This is a genomic window from Streptomyces sp. NPDC005262 (assembly GCF_042872425.1).
In the GTDB taxonomy this organism is placed as follows: Bacteria; Actinomycetota; Actinomycetes; order Streptomycetales; family Streptomycetaceae; genus Streptomyces.
In genome coordinates this window covers 154,960-172,182 of record NZ_JBIAKK010000016.1, presented here as the reverse complement: position 1 = coordinate 172,182, position 17,223 = coordinate 154,960, and the positions used below count along the sequence as shown (strand labels likewise).

At 69.9% G+C, this 17,223-nt stretch carries 16 protein-coding genes; 6 read left to right on the top strand and 10 right to left on the bottom strand.

What is annotated here, in order from left to right; genetic code table 11:
• Positions 1-18: 18 nt before the first annotated feature.
• Positions 19-657 carry a DUF305 domain-containing protein gene (locus ACFYP5_RS30920; protein WP_389042092.1) on the top strand — a complete coding sequence of 213 codons (639 nt, stop codon included), beginning with the start codon at positions 19-21 and terminating at the stop codon, positions 655-657.
• Between the two features lie 78 nt (positions 658-735).
• On the top strand, positions 736-2,118 hold the full coding sequence (locus ACFYP5_RS30915) for an FAD-dependent oxidoreductase (protein ID WP_389042071.1): 1,383 nt from the start codon (positions 736-738) through the stop codon (positions 2,116-2,118).
• A gap of 30 nt (positions 2,119-2,148) precedes the next feature.
• Here the strand turns inward: ACFYP5_RS30915 and ACFYP5_RS30910 are convergent, their stop codons facing one another.
• Both ACFYP5_RS30910 and ACFYP5_RS30905 read right to left on the bottom strand, forming a co-directional pair.
• Positions 2,149-2,535, bottom strand: a complete 387-nt coding sequence (locus tag ACFYP5_RS30910) for an ArsR/SmtB family transcription factor (RefSeq protein ID WP_389042070.1) — start codon at positions 2,533-2,535, stop codon at positions 2,149-2,151.
• A 197-nt stretch (positions 2,536-2,732) separates the two neighbouring features.
• A complete protein-coding gene (locus tag ACFYP5_RS30905) occupies positions 2,733-3,149 on the bottom strand; it encodes an acyl-CoA thioesterase (RefSeq protein WP_389042091.1) in 417 nt (138 codons plus the stop codon).
• A gap of 305 nt (positions 3,150-3,454) precedes the next feature.
• On the opposite strand from ACFYP5_RS30905, the gene ACFYP5_RS30900 reads away from it, so the two are divergent.
• The 4 genes from ACFYP5_RS30900 (at position 3,455) to ACFYP5_RS30885 (ending at position 8,363) form a co-directional block, all read left to right on the top strand.
• Positions 3,455-5,215 carry a glycoside hydrolase domain-containing protein gene (locus ACFYP5_RS30900; RefSeq protein ID WP_389042069.1) on the top strand — a complete coding sequence of 587 codons (1,761 nt, stop codon included), beginning with the start codon at positions 3,455-3,457 and terminating at the stop codon, positions 5,213-5,215.
• 37 nt (positions 5,216-5,252) lie between these two features.
• Positions 5,253-6,332: a peptidoglycan-binding protein gene (locus ACFYP5_RS30895; RefSeq protein ID WP_389042068.1), complete on the top strand. Its 1,080-nt coding sequence runs from the start codon at positions 5,253-5,255 to the stop codon at positions 6,330-6,332.
• 214 nt (positions 6,333-6,546) lie between these two features.
• Positions 6,547-6,909 carry a hypothetical protein gene (locus ACFYP5_RS30890; protein ID WP_389042067.1) on the top strand — a complete coding sequence of 121 codons (363 nt, stop codon included), beginning with the start codon at positions 6,547-6,549 and terminating at the stop codon, positions 6,907-6,909.
• Between the two features lie 8 nt (positions 6,910-6,917).
• Positions 6,918-8,363 carry an ABC transporter substrate-binding protein gene (locus tag ACFYP5_RS30885; RefSeq protein ID WP_389042066.1) on the top strand — a complete coding sequence of 482 codons (1,446 nt, stop codon included), beginning with the start codon at positions 6,918-6,920 and terminating at the stop codon, positions 8,361-8,363.
• Between the two features lie 133 nt (positions 8,364-8,496).
• Here ACFYP5_RS30885 and ACFYP5_RS30880 read toward each other — a convergent pair whose 3' ends face one another.
• The 8 genes from ACFYP5_RS30880 to ACFYP5_RS30845 all read right to left on the bottom strand — a co-directional run bounded on the left by ACFYP5_RS30880 (position 8,497) and on the right by ACFYP5_RS30845 (position 17,086).
• Complete coding sequence (locus tag ACFYP5_RS30880; RefSeq protein WP_389042065.1) at positions 8,497-9,936, bottom strand: aldehyde dehydrogenase family protein; 1,440 nt, start codon at positions 9,934-9,936, stop codon at positions 8,497-8,499.
• Positions 9,937-9,972: 36 nt separating this feature from the next.
• Positions 9,973-10,752: an SDR family oxidoreductase gene (locus tag ACFYP5_RS30875; RefSeq protein WP_389042064.1), complete on the bottom strand. Its 780-nt coding sequence runs from the start codon at positions 10,750-10,752 to the stop codon at positions 9,973-9,975.
• Positions 10,752-11,657 carry a dihydrodipicolinate synthase family protein gene (locus tag ACFYP5_RS30870; RefSeq protein ID WP_389042063.1) on the bottom strand — a complete coding sequence of 302 codons (906 nt, stop codon included), beginning with the start codon at positions 11,655-11,657 and terminating at the stop codon, positions 10,752-10,754. The genes ACFYP5_RS30875 and ACFYP5_RS30870 overlap by 1 nt, the downstream gene beginning before the upstream one ends.
• 13 nt (positions 11,658-11,670) lie before the next feature.
• Positions 11,671-12,468: an enoyl-CoA hydratase-related protein gene (locus ACFYP5_RS30865; protein ID WP_389042062.1), complete on the bottom strand. Its 798-nt coding sequence runs from the start codon at positions 12,466-12,468 to the stop codon at positions 11,671-11,673.
• Entirely contained in the window at positions 12,465-13,652 is a 1,188-nt protein-coding gene (locus ACFYP5_RS30860) for a CaiB/BaiF CoA transferase family protein (protein WP_389042061.1), read from the bottom strand. The genes ACFYP5_RS30865 and ACFYP5_RS30860 overlap by 4 nt, the downstream gene beginning before the upstream one ends.
• A complete protein-coding gene (locus tag ACFYP5_RS30855; RefSeq protein ID WP_389042060.1) occupies positions 13,649-15,040 on the bottom strand; it encodes an FAD-dependent oxidoreductase in 1,392 nt (463 codons plus the stop codon). Before ACFYP5_RS30855 ends, ACFYP5_RS30860 begins: the two co-directional genes overlap by 4 nt.
• A gap of 13 nt (positions 15,041-15,053) precedes the next feature.
• Positions 15,054-16,370 carry an MFS transporter gene (locus tag ACFYP5_RS30850; RefSeq protein WP_389042059.1) on the bottom strand — a complete coding sequence of 439 codons (1,317 nt, stop codon included), beginning with the start codon at positions 16,368-16,370 and terminating at the stop codon, positions 15,054-15,056.
• 107 nt (positions 16,371-16,477) lie between these two features.
• Positions 16,478-17,086: a helix-turn-helix domain-containing protein gene (locus tag ACFYP5_RS30845; protein WP_052189904.1), complete on the bottom strand. Its 609-nt coding sequence runs from the start codon at positions 17,084-17,086 to the stop codon at positions 16,478-16,480.
• Positions 17,087-17,223 lie beyond the last annotated feature (137 nt).

The window sequence follows — 17,223 nt, the reverse complement described above, 5'->3', positions numbered from 1 at the left end:
TACCGTCAGGTGGAGCAGATGCGCAGATCCCTGGTCGTCGCCGTCGTCGCGGCCGCCACGCTCTCACTCGGCGCGTGCGATGCGGGCGGCGGAGACCATGACGCGAAATCACGGGCAGGCGGGGGCCCTTCGGTCGTGGCACCGGGCAAGCCCGGCGAGCCTGCGCAGACGCTGTCCGCCGAGGAAGCGGCGAAGGCCACCGTCGACGACACCCCCAACTCGGCGGACTTCCGCTACGTACAGCTGATGATCCAGCACCACGCCCAGGCCCTGGAGTTGACGGCGCTGGTGCCGTCCCGTTCCTCGTCCATCCCGGTCAAGCGGCTCGCCGAGCGCATCTCCGCCGCCCAGAAGCCGGAGATCGGTGCCATGGAAGGATGGCTCAAACACAATGGCGGCGAGAAGCGTGCGGGTGGCCACGACCATGCCGGGATGCCCGGCATGGCGTCGCAGGCGCAGCTGAAGCAGTTGCGCGCGGCCGAGGGCAAGGCCTTCGACGAACTCTTCCTGAAGCTCATGATCACCCACCACCAGGGAGCGATCACGATGGCGACCGAGGCCCTCGCGGAGGGGAACAACGTTCTGGTCGAGGAGATGGCGGGCGACGTCGTCGCCCAGCAGACGGTCGAGATCGACCGGATGCGCGCACTGACCTGACGCGCCGCGCGGCCGCGTCTCTCCCCTGCCCCGCCGACCGGTGCGATGCTGGAGGCACACTCCGGGAAGAGGTGCACCGTGCTCCGTGTCGCCGTCGTCGGCTCCGGGCCCAGCGGGGTCTATACCGCGCAGTGTCTGGTCCAGCAGTCCCGGGTGCCCGGTGTCCGGGTGGACGTGCTGGACCGGCTGCCCTGCCCGTACGGCCTCGTGCGTTACGGCGTCGCCCCCGACCACGAGAAGATCAAGTCGCTGCAGAACAGTCTGAGGACCGTCCTGGAGCACGAGCGGATCACCTTTCTCGGCAACGTCCAGGTGGGCGGGGAGGCACTGCCGCCCGATCGGCTGGGCGAGCTCTACCATGCGGTGGTCTACTGCGTCGGGGCGGCGACCGACCGCGGTCTCGGCGTTCCCGGCGAGGATCTGCCCGGCAGCCACTCGGCGACCGAGTTCGTCTCCTGGTACAGCGCGCACCCCGATTCGGCAGCCGGCAACTTTGCTCTGCAGGCCCGTTCGGTCGTGGTGATCGGGGTCGGCAACGTGGCGGTCGACGTGGCGCGGATCCTCGCGCGCAGCGCCGAGGAGCTGCGGCCCACCGATGTCCCGCACCCGGCGCTCGGTGCGCTGGCCGGCAGCCAGGTGCGCGAGGTGCACATGGCGGGCAGGCGCGGACCGTCCCAGGCCAGGTTCACCACCAAGGAGCTGCGCGAGCTGGGCGGGCTGCCGGGAGCGCGGGTCGTGGTGGACAGCGCGGAGCTGGCCCGCGATCCGGCCTACGCCTCCGCCGGGGCGCCGACGGATTCACCGGTGCCGCTGCCGGCGGTGGCGCGGCGCAATATCGAGGTGCTGCGCGGGTGGGCGGAGGCCGATGTCCCTGCCGCCGGGCCTGACCCGGTGCGCACGATCCACCTGCGGTTCTTCCTGCGCCCGGTCGAGCTCCTCGAACGGGACGGGCGGGTCGCCGGGGTGCGGTTCGCGCGTACCGCACCGGACGGCGGCGGGGGCATACAGGACACCGGTACCTACGAGGAGATCGACGCCCAGCTCGTGCTGCGGGCCGTCGGCTACCGCGGGCTGCCGCTGCCCGGTCTGCCGTTCGATCCGGCCCGCGGCACCGTGCCCCATCTCGCGGGGCGGGTGCTGCGCGACGGGGTTCCGTCGCCCGGCGAGTACGTCGCGGGGTGGATCAAGCGGGGGCCGACCGGAGTGATCGGCTCGAACCGGTCGTGCGCGAAGGAGACGGTCGAGTCGCTGCTGGACGACGCGCCACTGCTCGAGGGGCGGCCGGCGGCCCCCGATCCGGTGGCCGCGATGCGGGCGTGGGGACTGCGGCCGGTGGAGTGGGACGGCTGGCAGTCGATCGAGCGGGCGGAAGCGGCACTGGGGCGGTCGCTCGGCCGTGGGCCCGTGAAGATCCCCGACTGGGCGGGACTGCTGGAGGCCGCACACAGCGACCGGCACTGAATCGAGGACCGTGGACGGACCCGCGCGCTGTCAGCCTTCGCCCAGCCGGTCCGCCTGCCGGGTCGCGGCGGCGAGAACGCTGTCGAGCAGTCCGGGGAAGAGTGCGTCCAGGTCGGCGCGGCGCAGCCCGTTCATCTTGGCGGTGCCCCGGTAGGTCTGGCTGATGATGCCGCTCTCCCGCAGCACCCGGAAGTGGTGCGTGGTCGTGGACTTGGACACCGGCAGTTCGATACGGGAGCAGGTGAGCTCGCCCTCGGCGGCGGCCAGCTCGCGGACCACCCGCAGCCGCATCGGGTCGGAGAGCGCGTGGAGCACCGCCTCGATGCGGATCTCCTCACGTGCCGGGTGGGCCAGCACGCGGGCACCGGTGCCCGGGGTGGCGGTGCCACTCGCGGCGGTGGCGCTGGTCGCGATCACGTCGGCTCCTGTCGTCGCTTCGTCCGGAACCCCCATGGTACGAGACTCATCGTACTTTGCCGCGCATCGCACCACGGGCACGGGACCGGCTGAACAGATCCTTCGCCCCTTGAACGAGAGCGGGCGCTCCGCCGACGTCACACATGAGGCGGGGCCACCATGCGCACCGCCTCTCGTACAACCGGGCCACCCTGCGGTCAGCCGCTGAGCAGGTCCGGGTTTCCGGCGAGAGAGGCGAGATGGCCGGCCGGATCGGCGATGAGTCTGCGGGCGGCCAGGTCGAGCATGCCCGCCACGCCCGTCACCTCCGCCGCGACCGTGCCGTCCTCCTTGATGATCTTCTGCATCACCTCGAAGGTCTTCCCGCTGCCGTAGACGAACTGACAGGTCACCCGCACCTGTTCGCCGCCGCGCAGCTCCCGCAGGAACTTCACCGTCACTTCGAGCGCGACCGGACCCACGCCGCTGGCCAGCAGTTTCTCCTGCGGCAGGCCGGCGGCTCGCAGCAGCTCCCACCGGGCGTGCTCGGCGTACTGGAGATAGACGGCCTGGTTCAGATGTCCCTGTGTATCGAGCTCGTAGCCGCGCACCGTCACGTCGACAAAGAAGGTCATGGACATCGCAACATCGCTGCGCAGTCCGTCATTCCCGGGGCGGGGACTTCCGAAACCGCCACACCCGGGAGCTGCGCTCCGTGAGCTTCGGCTCGAACTTCCGGACCGCTAGGCATGGTTGGTGATCGCACGGCTTCGCCAGCTTGGTAAGAAATTTTCGGCAATAGGTAGTGCAGTGCAACTCAATGACGCGCTACCTTTCGCCTGCCTTGCCCACGGCGGCGCCGCACGGCGGTGCGAGCCGACCCCGTGGTCCGGGTGAAAGGCGCATGTCCTGTCCATCCCAGAAGCCGACCTGGAGTGCCATGAGACTGCCCGGACCACCACGAGCACGCCTGCGCGCCGCGACCACGGTGCTCACCGCGCTGGCCGCACTGAGCACCGCCGCCCTGGCCACCGCCGCAGCACCGGCCGACGCCGCCGACGGCGCCAAGGATGTCTCCTACCGGGGCTATCACATACGTGTGCCCAGCAGTTGGCCGGTCATCGACCTGGCCGCGCAGCCGGACACCTGTGTGCGCTTCGATCACCACGCGGTCTACCTCGGCCACGCCACCGACGCCGGTCAGGCCACCTGTCCGGCCGGGCTGGTCGGCCGCACCGAAGCGCTGGTGATCGAGCCCCTGGACGCGACCGGCCGGAAGTCGGTGGACGGCTCCACCCGCATCGCGCCCAAGGGCGCCGCCAGGGCCGCGTCTCCGCGGACCGGCGGTACCCCGTCCGGGCGGATACGCCAGGCTGTGCCGGCAGCCGGAGTGCTGGTCACCGCCTCGGTGGGCACGGACGATACCGCCGCGCAGACCATTCTGGACAGCGCCGACCTGGACGCCGACGCCGAGGCGGTGACCCTGTCCGCAGCCCCGGCGGGCCGGGCCGAGGCCATGTCCGCGTCCGCCGTCGCTGCACAGCCCGGCACGTACACGGGGCTCGGCTTCGATCCGTGCGCCGCACCGTCCGGCGCGCAGATGTCCGCCTGGTCCGCCTCGCCGTTCCGGGCCATCGGGGTGTACATCAGCGGCATCAGCGCCGCCTGCGACCAGCCGAACCTGACCGCGCCGTGGATCCAGACGCAGACCTCGGCGGGCTGGCACATCATCCCCATCCATGTGGGACTCCAGGCGCCGTGCAACTCCTTCAGCCACAAGGTGTCATCCACCCTCGCCACCGCCGCGAGCCAGGGTCACAGCGAGGCGCAGGAAGCCGTCGCCGCCGCTGCCGCGCTGGGGCTGCCGCAGGGCAGTGTGCTCTACGACGACATGGAGGCGTACGACCAGACCAACACCGCATGCAGCAACGCGGTGATGACCTTCCTCAGCGCCTGGACCGAGGAACTGCACACCAGCGGCTACCTCTCCGGCGTCTACACCTCCGCCACTTCCATGGCCGACCTGGCCGGGGAGTACACCACCGGCACCTACACGATGCCGGACCACATCTGGTTCGCCCGCTGGAACGGCAAGGCCGACAACGACGCCACGCCCTACGTACCCGACGAGTACTGGGCCGACCACCAGCGCATCCACCAGCTCAGCGGGGACACCGACGAGACCTGGGGCGGCGTGACCATCAACATCGACCGCGACTACCTGGACGTCGGCGAGGGACCGTTCGCCGGTTCCTGCACGGCGAGCCTCGACTTCTCGGCGTACGGATCGATTTCCGCGGGCGCCTCCGGCGGTCTGGTCAGCGCCGCCCAGTGCCTGCTGACGCGCCAGGGGTACTTCAACGGCACCGTGGACGGAGCCTTCGGCTCGGGCACCACGAGCGCCGTACAGTCCTTCCAGAGCGCCAAGTCGCTGCCGGTCACCGGCACCGTCGACTCGCACACCTGGACCGCCCTGCTGTCCGCGGGCACCAGGCCGACCCTCCAGTCCGGCTCCACCGGCACCGACGTCAAGCGCCTGCAGCGTGCGCTGATCGCGGCCCGCGGTCAGACGCTCTCCATCGACGGCGACTTCGGCCCGGCGACCACCACCGCGGTCAAGGCGTACCAGACCGCCCAGGGCCTGACCTCGGACGGGATCGTCGGCAATCTGTCCTGGTCCGCGCTGCAAGCCGGCAAGTGACCCCCGATCCATGGCGATTCAGACTCCTGGGAGAACCATGCCTGCATACAGAGACCTCCGCCGGGCCGGCCGCGGTCTCGCGGTCGCGGCGGCAGCGGGACTGCTCGCGCTGAGCACCGCGATGCCCGCGGCGGCCGCGACCATTCCCGCACGGACCAATCTGCTCTCCTCCGACTGCCCGAGCACCGTCAAGCAGGGCCAGCTGAGCGGCTGTGTGACCGAGCTTCAGACACTGCTCAACTTCGGCGGCGCCTCGCTGACGGTGGACGGCGACTTCGGCCCGGCGACGACTGCGGCGGTCCAGGCGTACCAGACCTCCAAGGGCCTCACCTCGGACGGTCTGGTGGGCCCGGCGACCAAGTCCGCGCTGTACTACGAGGACCCCACGGTCGCCATCGACCTGCGCACCCTGCGCTGCCCGGTGGACCTGGAGCCCAACGAGAACGACGGCTGCGTCACCGAGCTGCAGAACAAGCTCAACGCCCATGGCGCCTCGCTGACCGTGGACCATGTACTCGGCACCGGAACCACCGGCGCGGTACGCACCTACCAGTCCTCGGTGGGGCTGCCGGCCACCGGTGTGGTGGACCCCGCCACCAAGGCGAAGCTGTACGGCGACCCGGCGCCTCAGCAGCCGACCGACCTCGGCTCGGGCCGCTACGCGGCGGTCGTCAACTTCGGCGAGCAGGCCGCCGGTCAGAACATCCAGTACGTCTGGGGCGGCGGCCACGAGGAGGACTTCGGTCCGTCGATCGGCATCTGTGACGGCTACGGCGGCTCGATCACACCGTGCCCGGCCGACAAGGAGGTGGGCCTGGACTGCTCGGGATTCGCCCGCTGGCTGTACTGGCGGGCGGGGGCCGGCGACATCGGCCAGACCACCAAGGACCAGGTGGTCAACCCGCGCTTCACCAAGGTCACCGCTGCCACCGCGATCCCTGGTGACCTGGTGTTCTTCGGCGGCTCGGCGGCGACCGTGCACCACGTCGGGGTCTACACCGGCACCGTGAACGGGGTGGCGATGATGGTCAACGCCCCGGAGACGGCCTCGTACGTGCGCGACGACACCATCGCTTCGCACAGCGACCTGCTCGGTTACTACCACCTCACCGGCTGACGCTCAGCGCGACTCAGCTCAGGCGGCCGGCTCCGCACGATGGGGGCCGGCCGCCGCGCCTTCGCCAGTGGATCTTCGTAAGTGGATCCCCATAAGTGGATCTTCGTAAATTTCTGCCGTTGCTATGGACTTTGACGCATGTCACTTACGAAGATGCACACCAGCCAATGCGCCTCCGCTGCATTCCCGTCCCCGCCAAAGGGAGTTGCCCCCTGTGAACGTGCGCATCCCGCGCAGAGCCGCCGCCACCCTCGCCGCTCTCGCCCTGCCGATCCTCGCGCTTCCCGTGCCCGCCGCCCAGGCCGACGGCGCCGGCACCACCCTCCGCGTGACGATGGACACCTCCGGAGTGGACACCCTCAACCCCTTCCTCGCGTACTTCGACGGCGCCCTGGACATCTTCGGCCAGGTCTACCCGTCGCTCAACTCGCTCCGCCCGGACGGCAGCGCGGCGCCCTACCTCGCCGACTCCTGGACCACCTCCGCCGACAAGCTCAGCTGGACCTTCAAGATCCACAAAGGTCTGAGTGGTCCGACGGCCGGCCGATCACGGCCGAGGACGCCGCCTGGACGCTGAACCTGATCATGACGAACGAGACCGCCGCCACCGCCAACGGCTCGCTGGTCCGAAACTTCGCCAAGGTCGAGGCCACCGACGCGAACACCCTGGTGATCACCACCAAGGATCCCCAGTCGAACATGCTGTACGTCTCCACCCCCAGCAGCATCCCGATCGTGCCCAAGCACATCTGGGAGAAGCACACCGGTGACCTGAAGAGCTTCAAGAACGACAGCTTCCCGCTCGTCGGTTACGGCCCCTGGAAGCTCGTCACCTACAAGACCGAGCAGTACGCCAAGCTCGACGCGAACAAGGACTTCTTCCTCGGCGCCCCCAAGTTCGACCACCTGCTCGAGCAGCAGTACAAGACCACCGACGCCGCGGTGGCCGCGCTGCGCAGCGGGCAGCTCGACTACGTCACGAAGATGAACTCCACCCAGTTCAAGGCCCTGCAGAGCGAGAAGAGCGTCACGGCCTTCCAGACGCCGGGCCACCACTGGAGCGCCATCGAGATCAACGCGGGGGCGAAGACCCGTAACGGGAAGGCGATCGGCACGGCGAATCCCGTGCTCGCCGACCAGGCTGTGCGCACCGCCATCGCCTACGCGACGGACAAGAAGACGCTGGTCAAGAAGGTACTCAACAACCTGGGCGCGCCTGGCGTGGGTTACCTGCCGCCCGCCTGGAGCCAGTGGGCGTGGACTCCCGAGCCCGGTGAGGCGACGCACTTCGACCCGGCCAAGGCCAACGCGCTGCTCGACGAGGCCGGTTACAAGAAGGGCAAGGACGGCATACGAACGGCCCCGAAGTCCGGCAAGAAACTGAATCTGCGCCTGGGTATCCACTCCGACAGCACCGGCGACGCGCAGATCTCGTCCTACGTCAAGGGCTGGCTCAAGGACATCGGCATCGAGGTCACCATCCAGCCGTTCGGCATGACCAAGCTGAACGACAACCTCGCCAAGGGCGACTGGGACATGCTGATGGACAGCTGGGGCACCGGCCCCGACCCGAGCTACATGCTCGGCATCCAGACCTGCGACACGCGCCCGCAGGACGACGGCACCAGCGGCTCCACCGACGCGTTCCACTGCGACAAGGAGTACGACAGGCTCTTCCAGGAGCAGATCAAGGCCTTCGATCCGGCCGAGCGCGCTCGGATCGTCGGTCAGATGCAGGACATCCTGTACCGGCACAACCAGGACATGATCCTGTACTACGACAACGGCCTGTACGCGGCCCGTACGGACACCGTGAAGGGCCTGGTCTCCGGCAAGGCCGATGCGGCAGGCGTGATGCCCACCCAGCTGACCTTCTGGAACTACGCCAAGGCCGCGCCGGCCGCAAAGAGCGCCGAGTCCTCCATGTCCACCGGGACCGTGGCCGCCGGTGTCGGTGCGGTGGCAGTGCTCGGCGTCGTCGGCGGGCTGGCGGTCCGCCGCCGCAAGGCCGGCGCGGGCGACCGGGAGTAGCCACCGCACCGGGTCGGCACCGAGGCCACCACGGCCTCGGTGCTCCGGCCGACGACAGAACCGCTGCGGTTGCGGGGCCCGAAGGGGCTCCGCAACCGCAGCGGTCCGAGGGATCGTACGGCCCGTCGGTGGCTCAGTCGTCCCAGCCCATGTAGACGGACTTGGACCAGGAGTAGAACTCGGTGGCCACGGCTCCCTGCTCCCGGAAGGTGTTGCTGGACGACTCCTTTACACCTCCGAAGGGCACGTTCAGGTCGAGTCCGGTCGTCGGGCGGTTGACCTTGATCACGCCGGCCCGGACCCGCGCGGCGAACCGCTGGGCGTGGGCGAGGCTCCGGGTGCACACGCCTGCGGCCAGCCCGTACCGGGAGTCGTTGACCAGCTCGATCGCGTCGTCGAGATCCTCGGCGACGAGCACGACCACCACAGGGCCGAAGATCTCGTCACGCGCGACGGCGCTGTCCCGGCCGACACCGGTGAGCACGGTCGGTGCCAGCATCAGACCGTGGGGGGTGTCACCGCCGGCTGCGACGGTCCCTCCCTCGTCGCGGGCTCGCTCGATCGCCGCCGCGATACCGGCGAGCTGTTGCTCGCTGACCACCGGACCCATCAGCGTGCCGTCGTCCAGACCGTTGCCCGGACGGTAGCGCTCCGCCTGCTTGGTGAGCGCCGCGACGAAGGCCTCGTACACGCCCGGAGTACAGATGACCCGGGAGGACGCGGTGCAGGCCTGTCCGGTGAGGGCGAAGCCGCCGGCCGCGGCGATCTGTGCGGCCTGCTCGACGTCCGCGTCGTCGAGCACCACCAAGGCGTTCTTGCCGCCCATCTCGACCTGCACCCGGCCGCGTCGCTCGTGGACGGTGCGCTCGATGTGCATACCCACCGTCGTGGACCCGGTGAACGACACCGCCGCCACCCGGGGGTCGGTCACCAGCGCTTCACCGACGACCGGTCCGGCGCCGTGCACCACGTTCAGCACGCCGGCCGGCAGACCCGCCTGCACCAGCGCATCCGCGAGGTGACGGGTCGACACCGGGGTGAGCTCGGCGGGCTTGAGGACCACCGCGTTGCCCGCGATCAGTGCCGGCGCCGTCTTCCATGCCGGGATGGCGATCGGGAAGTTCCACGGCGTGATCAGTCCGACCACGCCCAGCGCCTCACGGCGGGTGTGCACCAGAGTGTCGGGCTGCGAGCTGGGCAGCGTCGGGCCGCCGAGCCGCCAGCCCTCGGAACCGAAGAAGCGGAACACATCGATCGCCCGGCGGACTTCGCCCCGCGCCTCGGCCAGCGTCTTGCCTTCCTCCCGCACCAGGTCACGGGCGATCTCCTCGTGACGGCCACGCAGAATCTCCGCCGCGTCCATCAGGATGGCGCCGCGCGCGGGTGCGGGCAGTGCCGCCCAGCCCGGCTGGGCATCGCAGGCCGCCGTGACCGCGGCGTCCACGGCATCCGCGCCCGAGGCCGGTGAGACGGACACCAGGTCGGACGGGTCCGCGGGATTGCGACGGGCGAAACCGTCACCGGGGAAGTCCTTGCCACCGATCAGGTTGCTGATCCGATGCACAGTGCTCATGATTTTGTGGTCCTTCATCGGGTGGGTTCCGGCCGGTCACAGGCTGCGGACGAGGCCGCCGTCGCACCGCAGTGCCGTTCCGGTGACGTATGAGGCGGGCGCGCTGCAGAAGAAGGCCGCTGCCGCCGCGAACTCCTCCGGGGTGCCGTACCGGCCGGCGGGGATGGCGGCCCGGGAGTCGGCCGTGACGTCGGCGACCGGCCGCTGCTCCCGCTCGGCGCGCGCGGCGTCGAGCTGCGCGACCCGGTCGGTGGCGATCCGGCCCGGCAGCAGCAGGTTGACGGTGACTCCGTCGCGGGCGACCTCGGCCGCGAGGGTCTTGAGGTAGGCCGCGAGGGCGGCCCGGCCGGCGTTGGACAGCACCAGGCCGGCCAGCGGCTCGGCGACACCGCTGGAGCCGACAGCGAGGATCCGCCCCCAGCCGCGCTCCCGCATGCCGGGCAGCACCTGTGCCACCAGACGTTGTTGGGCGAGCAGGAGCGAGTCCACGGCCGATCCGAGGTCCGTGCCGGCGCCGTCGAGGTCGACGGCGCGGCCGGGTTTCGGGCCCGGGCCGTTGAGCACCAGGATGTCGGGGTCGCCGTACGCCGCGCGGGCGGCTTCGATCAGTTGCCGTGGCCCGTCCGGTGCGGTGAGGTCGGCCTGGACGCCCACGGCCTCGGGCAGCCCGGCGGCGATCTTCTCGGCCAGGTCACCGCGCCGTCCGGCGACGACGACAGCGGCCCCTTCGGCCGCGAGCGCCTCGGCCACCGCGCGGCCCAGGCCACCGGTGGAGGCGGCGACGACAGCGGTACGTCCACGGATTCCGAGATCCATCACCGCACCCCCTTCTGCAGAGCGGTCAGGACGGGCTCCAGGTGCCGCTCCAGTTGCGGGAGGAGCGACTCCGGCATGGCAGCGGCCGGCGGCCTCACGCCGGACTCCATGACCAGCCCGCGACGCCGGATCGCCTCCTTGCGGACGGCCAGTCCGATTCCCGCCTGGGCCTCGAAGTTGACCAGCGGCAGATACGGCAGATACGCCTCGCGGGCGGCGTCGTAACCGCCGCTGCGCCAGGCTTCGACGCAGGCGACCAGGCCCTCCGGGCAGGAGAAACCGGTCATCGCGCCGGCGGCCCCGGCCGCCAGCTCGTCCAGCAGACCGAGCCCCCCGAGGCCGCCGAAGACGGGCACATCGGTCCGGGCGGTCAGGACCGCGACGGCCGCCGGGGTCGGCGGGGCCTCGGCCTTCACACCGACCGCCGAAGGGACTGCCTGTACGGCGAGGACCAGGTCGGCCGTACGGATGGCGACCTTGCTGGCCTCCGGGTAGTCCTGGACGACGATGCCGGCGCCGGTGGCGTCGTGCACGGCGTTCAGGTGCGCGGAGACGACGCGCGGGTCCGGGGAGTTGACCTGAACCATGAGCCCGGCGAGGCGGTCCCCGACCACCTCGCGTACCAGCCGGGCCTCCTCGATCACCGGTGCCGTGGCGAGTCCGGTGACACCGACGACGAGCGGCAGTTCCACGGATGCGGCGACCACCTCCAGCACCGTGCGGCGCTCCTCGGCGGACAGCCGGGCGGCCTCGCCGAAGACGCCGAGCACGGTGAGGCCGGTGACACCGATCCCCTCGTAGTGCTTGACCAGCCGGGACAGGCTGGTCCCGTCGACCTCCAGGGACGGGCCGAGGAACGGTGTGGCGACCACTCCCCAGACGCCGGAGGACAAATTGTCGACCATGAGTTGCTCTCCTTTACCGGCCCGGCCAGACGGGCGCACGCTTCTCCTGGAAGGCGAGCACGCCCTCCTTCCCGTCCTCACTGTCCAGCGCCTCGGTGAGGGCCGGCAGCCTCATCGCATGTGCCTCCCGCGCCGACAGGTGCTCGGTGCGCTGCACCATCTGCTTGATGGCGCGCAGCGAGGTGGGGGCGCAGGCGAGGATGTCGGCGACCCAGCGGTCGACGGCTTCGTCCAGCTCCTCGGCCGGTACCACCTCGTTGACCAGTCCCATACGGTGCAGTTCGGCCGCGGGCACCTTGCGGCCGGTGAGCAGCAGTCCCATGGCCTGAGTGTGCTGCAGCCGGCGGACGAGCCGGAAGACGCCACCGTCGAGCGGAATCCGGCCGACGCGCGGTTCGGTGAGACCGAACCTGGCGTTCTCGGCGGCGACGACGATGTCGCAGCCGAGCACCATCTCCATGCCGCCGCCCAGCGCGTAGCCGTTGACCCGGGCGATGACCGGGACATCGAGGCTGGTGCGCAGGCTCAGGCCGCCGAAGCCGTTGGGATCGAGGTCGGCCCAGTACTGCAGGCCGGTCTTGTCGACCGCGTCGGCGGACATGTCGGCACCGACGCAGAACGCCCGGTCTCCGTCACCGGTGACCACGACGACGCGCACCTCCCGGTCGGCCTCGATCTCGGCCCAGATCTCGTTCAGCCGGGCCAGTGTCTTCGCGTCGACGGCGTTGAGCACCTTGGGGCGGCTGATGGTGACCCGGGCGACGTGCCCGTCGCGGTCGTAGCGCACCTCGTCGGTGTGCGGCTCGCTCATCGCAGGATGCCCTTCTCGCGCAGCACGGCTATCTGCTGCGTGTCGTAGCCGAGTTCGCCGAGGATCTCCTCGCCGTGCTCGCCCAGCTGCGGCGGCACCCGCCTGATGGTGGCCGCGCCCTCGGACAGGTGGATCGGCGCGTTGAGCGCGCGGATGCGGCCCGCGACCGGGTGGTCCATCTCGACGATCATGTTGTTGACCGCGGTCTGTTCGTCGTCCAGCGTCTGCTCCAGACTGCGCACCGGGGCGCAGAGGATGTCCTCCTCCTCCAGGCGCTTGACCCAGTAGTCGGTGGATTTGCCTGCGACCGCCTCGGCGAAGATGCGCTGCAGCTCCGGCCTGTGGGTGAACTGCTTCTCGAGGGTGTCGAACTCGGAGCGTTCGCCCAGGTCCTCGTCGAGCTCCAGGGCACGGCTGATGTGGTGCAGCGGGTTGGCCTTGAAGCCGCCGACCATGATCAGTGCACCGTCGCTGGTGGGAAGCACGGCGGTGAGCGGCATGGCGGCCCAGTTGATCTCGGATCCACGGTTGAGCTGCTGGCACGCCTCCTGCATCTGCATGTGGAGCATGGAGTCGTACATCGACACCTCGACCTTCTGCCCCTCGCCCGTCCGGTCGCGGTGCAGCAGGGCGAGCAGGATGCCCTGGAGCAGGTGCATGCCGGTGGTGTAGTCACACAGCGTGGTCGGGTAGAGCGTCACGGGGTCGTCGTCGGCGACCCGGCGCCACATCACACCGCTGTACGCCTGGGCGATGGCGTCCTGGCCGCCCTTGTGCGCGTAGGGCCCCGAGGTACCGAAGCCGGTTCCGGATGCCCAGATGATCCGCGGGCTCAGCTCCCGAAGCGCCTCGTAACCGAGGCCGAGACGCTCCATGACACCGGCCCGGAAGTTGCTGACCACGACGTCGGCGCCGCGCACCAGCTGCTGGACGGCCTTGAGACCCTCCTCGGTACGGGTGTCGATGCTGATGCTCCGCTTGTTGCGGTTGATCGACAGGAAGATGGGGTTGTCCAGGCCCGCCGGGTCCGGGATGGAGGTACGGGCGATGTCGCCCGTGCCGGGCCGCTCCACCTTGATCACATCTGCGCCGTAGTCGCCGAGCAGCTGCGTGCACGACGGGCCCATGAAGACCTGGGTGAAGTCGACGACGGTGATGCCGCTCAGCGGCTGTACGGTGCTCATGCGTGGGCCTCCACGGTCGCGTCGACGGTAGCGTTCTCGGCGGGGATGTCGCCCGGGTCGGCGCCCTGGTCGCGCATCCGGCTCTGGATCACGGCCGGGTCGACGTCCCGCACCGGCACGCCCTGCTCGACCGCGGTCGCTGCGGCGATACCGGCGGCCTGGCCCATGGCCATGCAGGGCGGAATCTCGCGCGAGATGCGCTGTGCCTCGGGAGTGGCCGAGTAGTGGCGGCCGGCGACCAGCAACTGGTCGACACCGCGCGGCAGAAGCGATCGGTACGGCGTGTAGTAGTCACGGCCGCGCGAGACGCTGTCGGCGAAGTGACGACGGGAGGTGACGTCGTCCTTGGTGACGACGTACTCGCCCTGCAGCAGACGGGTCTGGCGGACACCCATCTGCTCGGCGACATCGAGCAGGTACGCACTCTCGAAGCCCGGCAGGTCCGACCTGATGTGGTCGAGCACGTTGCCGATGCGGTTCCGCGCCTCGAACTCGGCCTCGGTGAGCGACTCCGGGTCGGTGCCGTCGAAGCCGGTCATGTGCGGCGCGTTGCACCACACCACGCCGGGCACGGGCGTCTTGAGCCACCACAGCTCCCAGGCGCCGCCGAGCAGCCGCTTGATCTTGCGATTGATCGCGCGGGCCTCCCGCGGGTTCTCCTGCTCGAAGCGCTCCGCGGCCGCGGTGTCCACGCCGCCGAGCCGGAAGACCAGGGTGACGAGGTAGTTGTCCTTGTCGTACGTGGCGCCGGCGCGGGAGGCCACGTCGATGTCACCTGTGGTGTCGATGACGACGTCGCCCATGACCGCCTGCGGACCGGACTTGGTCTCGCAGACGACACCCTTGACCGCCCCGTCCTGGACGATCGGCCGGGAGAACCAGCTGTGCAGCCGGAGGTCGACCCCGCTCTCGCGGACGAGGTCGTTGGACACGCGCTTCCAGCCGTCGGGGTCGAAGGCGACCGCGTAGCAGATCGGCTTGGGGCTGGTGTGGGAGTGGAAGTCGAATGCCCCCCAGCGGCCCCACTTGTTCCACATCTCCTGGGAGGAGACGCGCTCCTCGGCGGGCGGGTAGACCGCGAGTCCCAGCTTGGCCATCCGCTCGACGTACTCGTCGACGATGCCGGTGACCGTGATCTCGTTGCCGTTGATCATGTCGTCCAGGACGAGGACCATGCCGCCGGAGGCGAGCCCGCCGAGGGCCGAGTAGCGCTCCAGCAGAGTCACGCTGGCCCCGCTGCGGGCGGCGGAGACCGCGGCGCTCACACCGGCGGGGCCTCCGCCGACCACGACCACGTCCGAACGCCGGACGACCGGGGCCTCGATGGCGTCAAGTGTGACGGACTGTCCGTGGCCGAGTGCGCCGGACGGCGCGGCTGTTGTGGACATGGTGAGACTCCTTTCAGCTTCCGGCACGAACGGAACCGCGGCGGAAGGCGAGCATGTAGAGCAGAACGCTGAGCAGGCACAGCACGGCGACGTAGACGGGGAAGGCCCATCCGGCGCCGGCGTCCTGAAGCCACAGCAGGATGTACGGGGCGGTGCCGCCGAAGCCGGCGACGCCGACCGCGTAGCCGAGACCGACGCCGGTGACGCGACAGCTCGTCGGCATCAAGGTGGCGGACACCGTGTTGTAGAGGCCCATCGTGAAGGCCAGTACCGGGGCGCCCACCAGCATCACGAGGGCGAAGGTGGTCATCCCCTTGCCCTGGTAGGCGAGGACGACGAACACCAGCGGGACGACCGCGAGGCGGGTGGCGATGAACGTCCGCGAGATCCGCTTCCGGTCGGCGAGCCGGCCGACCAGAGGGTAGAGCGCGCCGACGACCACGCCCGACAGGGTGGTGACCGCGAACACGGTGCTGGGGTCCTCCGCGTATGCGGAGCGGGCCAGGTTGGGCAGCCCGGTGGTCCAGGTGTAGTTGATCGCCTGGGCGGCTGCGACGACGAAGATGATGGTGAGCAGTGCCAGCTTGTGGTGGGCGACCTCTGCCCACACCTCCCCCGTCTTCCGGGGCTTCCCGGCGGGGTCGGGGTCCGCGGCCTCCGCCGCGGTGTGCAGGGTCTCCGGCAGGGAGCGGCGCAGCCAGAGGAAGAAGAGGCCGCCCAGGGCGCCGATCACGAACGGGATGCGCCAGCCCCAGTCACCCATGGCCTCGGGGCCGACGGCCTCGCTGGTGAGGAAGCAGACCAGTGACGCCGCAACGATGCCGACCTGGACGTAGATGCTGATGATGCTGCCGAAGTGGGCGGTACGGCCCTCCGGCGCCATCTCCACGATGTAGGCGGAGTTGAGCGGTGCCTCGATGCCGGTGGACAGCCCTTGCAGTATCCGGCAGGCGAGGAGGATCACGCCTGCCCACACGCCGATGACGGCGTGGGAGGGCAGCAGTGCGATGACCGTGGTGGTGAGGACCATCGATCCGATGGACAGCAGCATGACCAGCCGCCTGCCCAGCCGGTCGGCCAGCGTGCCGAACACGATGGCGCCCAGTGGCCGGGCGGCGAACCCCACCGCGAAGACGGCCAGGGCGGACATGGTGGATGAGAGGCCGTCGGTGGCGGGGAAGAACTGCGGTCCTATGGAGGACGCGAGCAGGCCGTAGACCATCCAGTCGTACCACTCGACGGCGTTGCCGCCACCGAGGGCCAGCAGTGCGCGCCGCTGGGAGAGGGGAGTACGGACTGCGGGAACTGATCTTTCGTGGAGCGATGCCATAGCGGGGGCACCTCGCGGTGAAAGGCGCACGGCTCAGGCCGTGCGGGACCTGCGCCCGGGCCGACGGCCGGGGCGTTTAGGGAGCGGAGTGCGGCGGAGGCCGGGGCCTACCAGCTGGGCGGGGTGATGACCCAGACGGAAGTGGACGGCTCGTCGCCGGGGTTGGCGTACCAGTGCGGGACGCTCGACGAGTAGGTGATCGAGTCACCGGCCTCGAGCCGGTGCCGGACGCCGTCGAGATAGACGTCCTTGACACCGGAGAGAACGATTCCGAACTCTTCGCCGTTGTGACGGAAGGGGGTGCTGCTGGTGTCGTGCCCCGGCTGGGTCTCGACCCAGAGGACCTCGAGCGCGCCGTTCAGCGTAGGGGTGAGCAGCTCGTAACTGGCGTCGTCGGGGCCGTCGGTGCCGTGGAAATCGAGAGTGCGCCGTTCGGCACGCCGCACCACGGGGCTGATCTGTTCGGTCAGGTGGAAGAGCCTGCCGATGGGGATGTCCAGCCCGTGCGCGATCTGGACCAGGGTGGCGAAGGACGGATTGCCCTTGCCCCGTTCGATCTGACTGATGAGGCCGGTGCTCACACCGGATCCTCGGCTGAGGTCGTCGAGGGTGTAACCGGCTTGCTTGCGCAAGGCCTTGATCTGGATTCCCACTGTGGCGACGAGCGCGTCCAGATCCGGCTGACCGTCCTGGGGTACGTAGGTTGCGTCACTCACAGCTTCGACCTGCCTCAGTGGCGTGGGGACGGAAGGAGCTTCGCCGTTGAAGAACGAGCGCTTCGGCGGAGCGTGTGCGGCCTCGGCGATCCGGGCTTGGTCATATTGAAGAGCTTCACTAGATTGAAAACAACCCT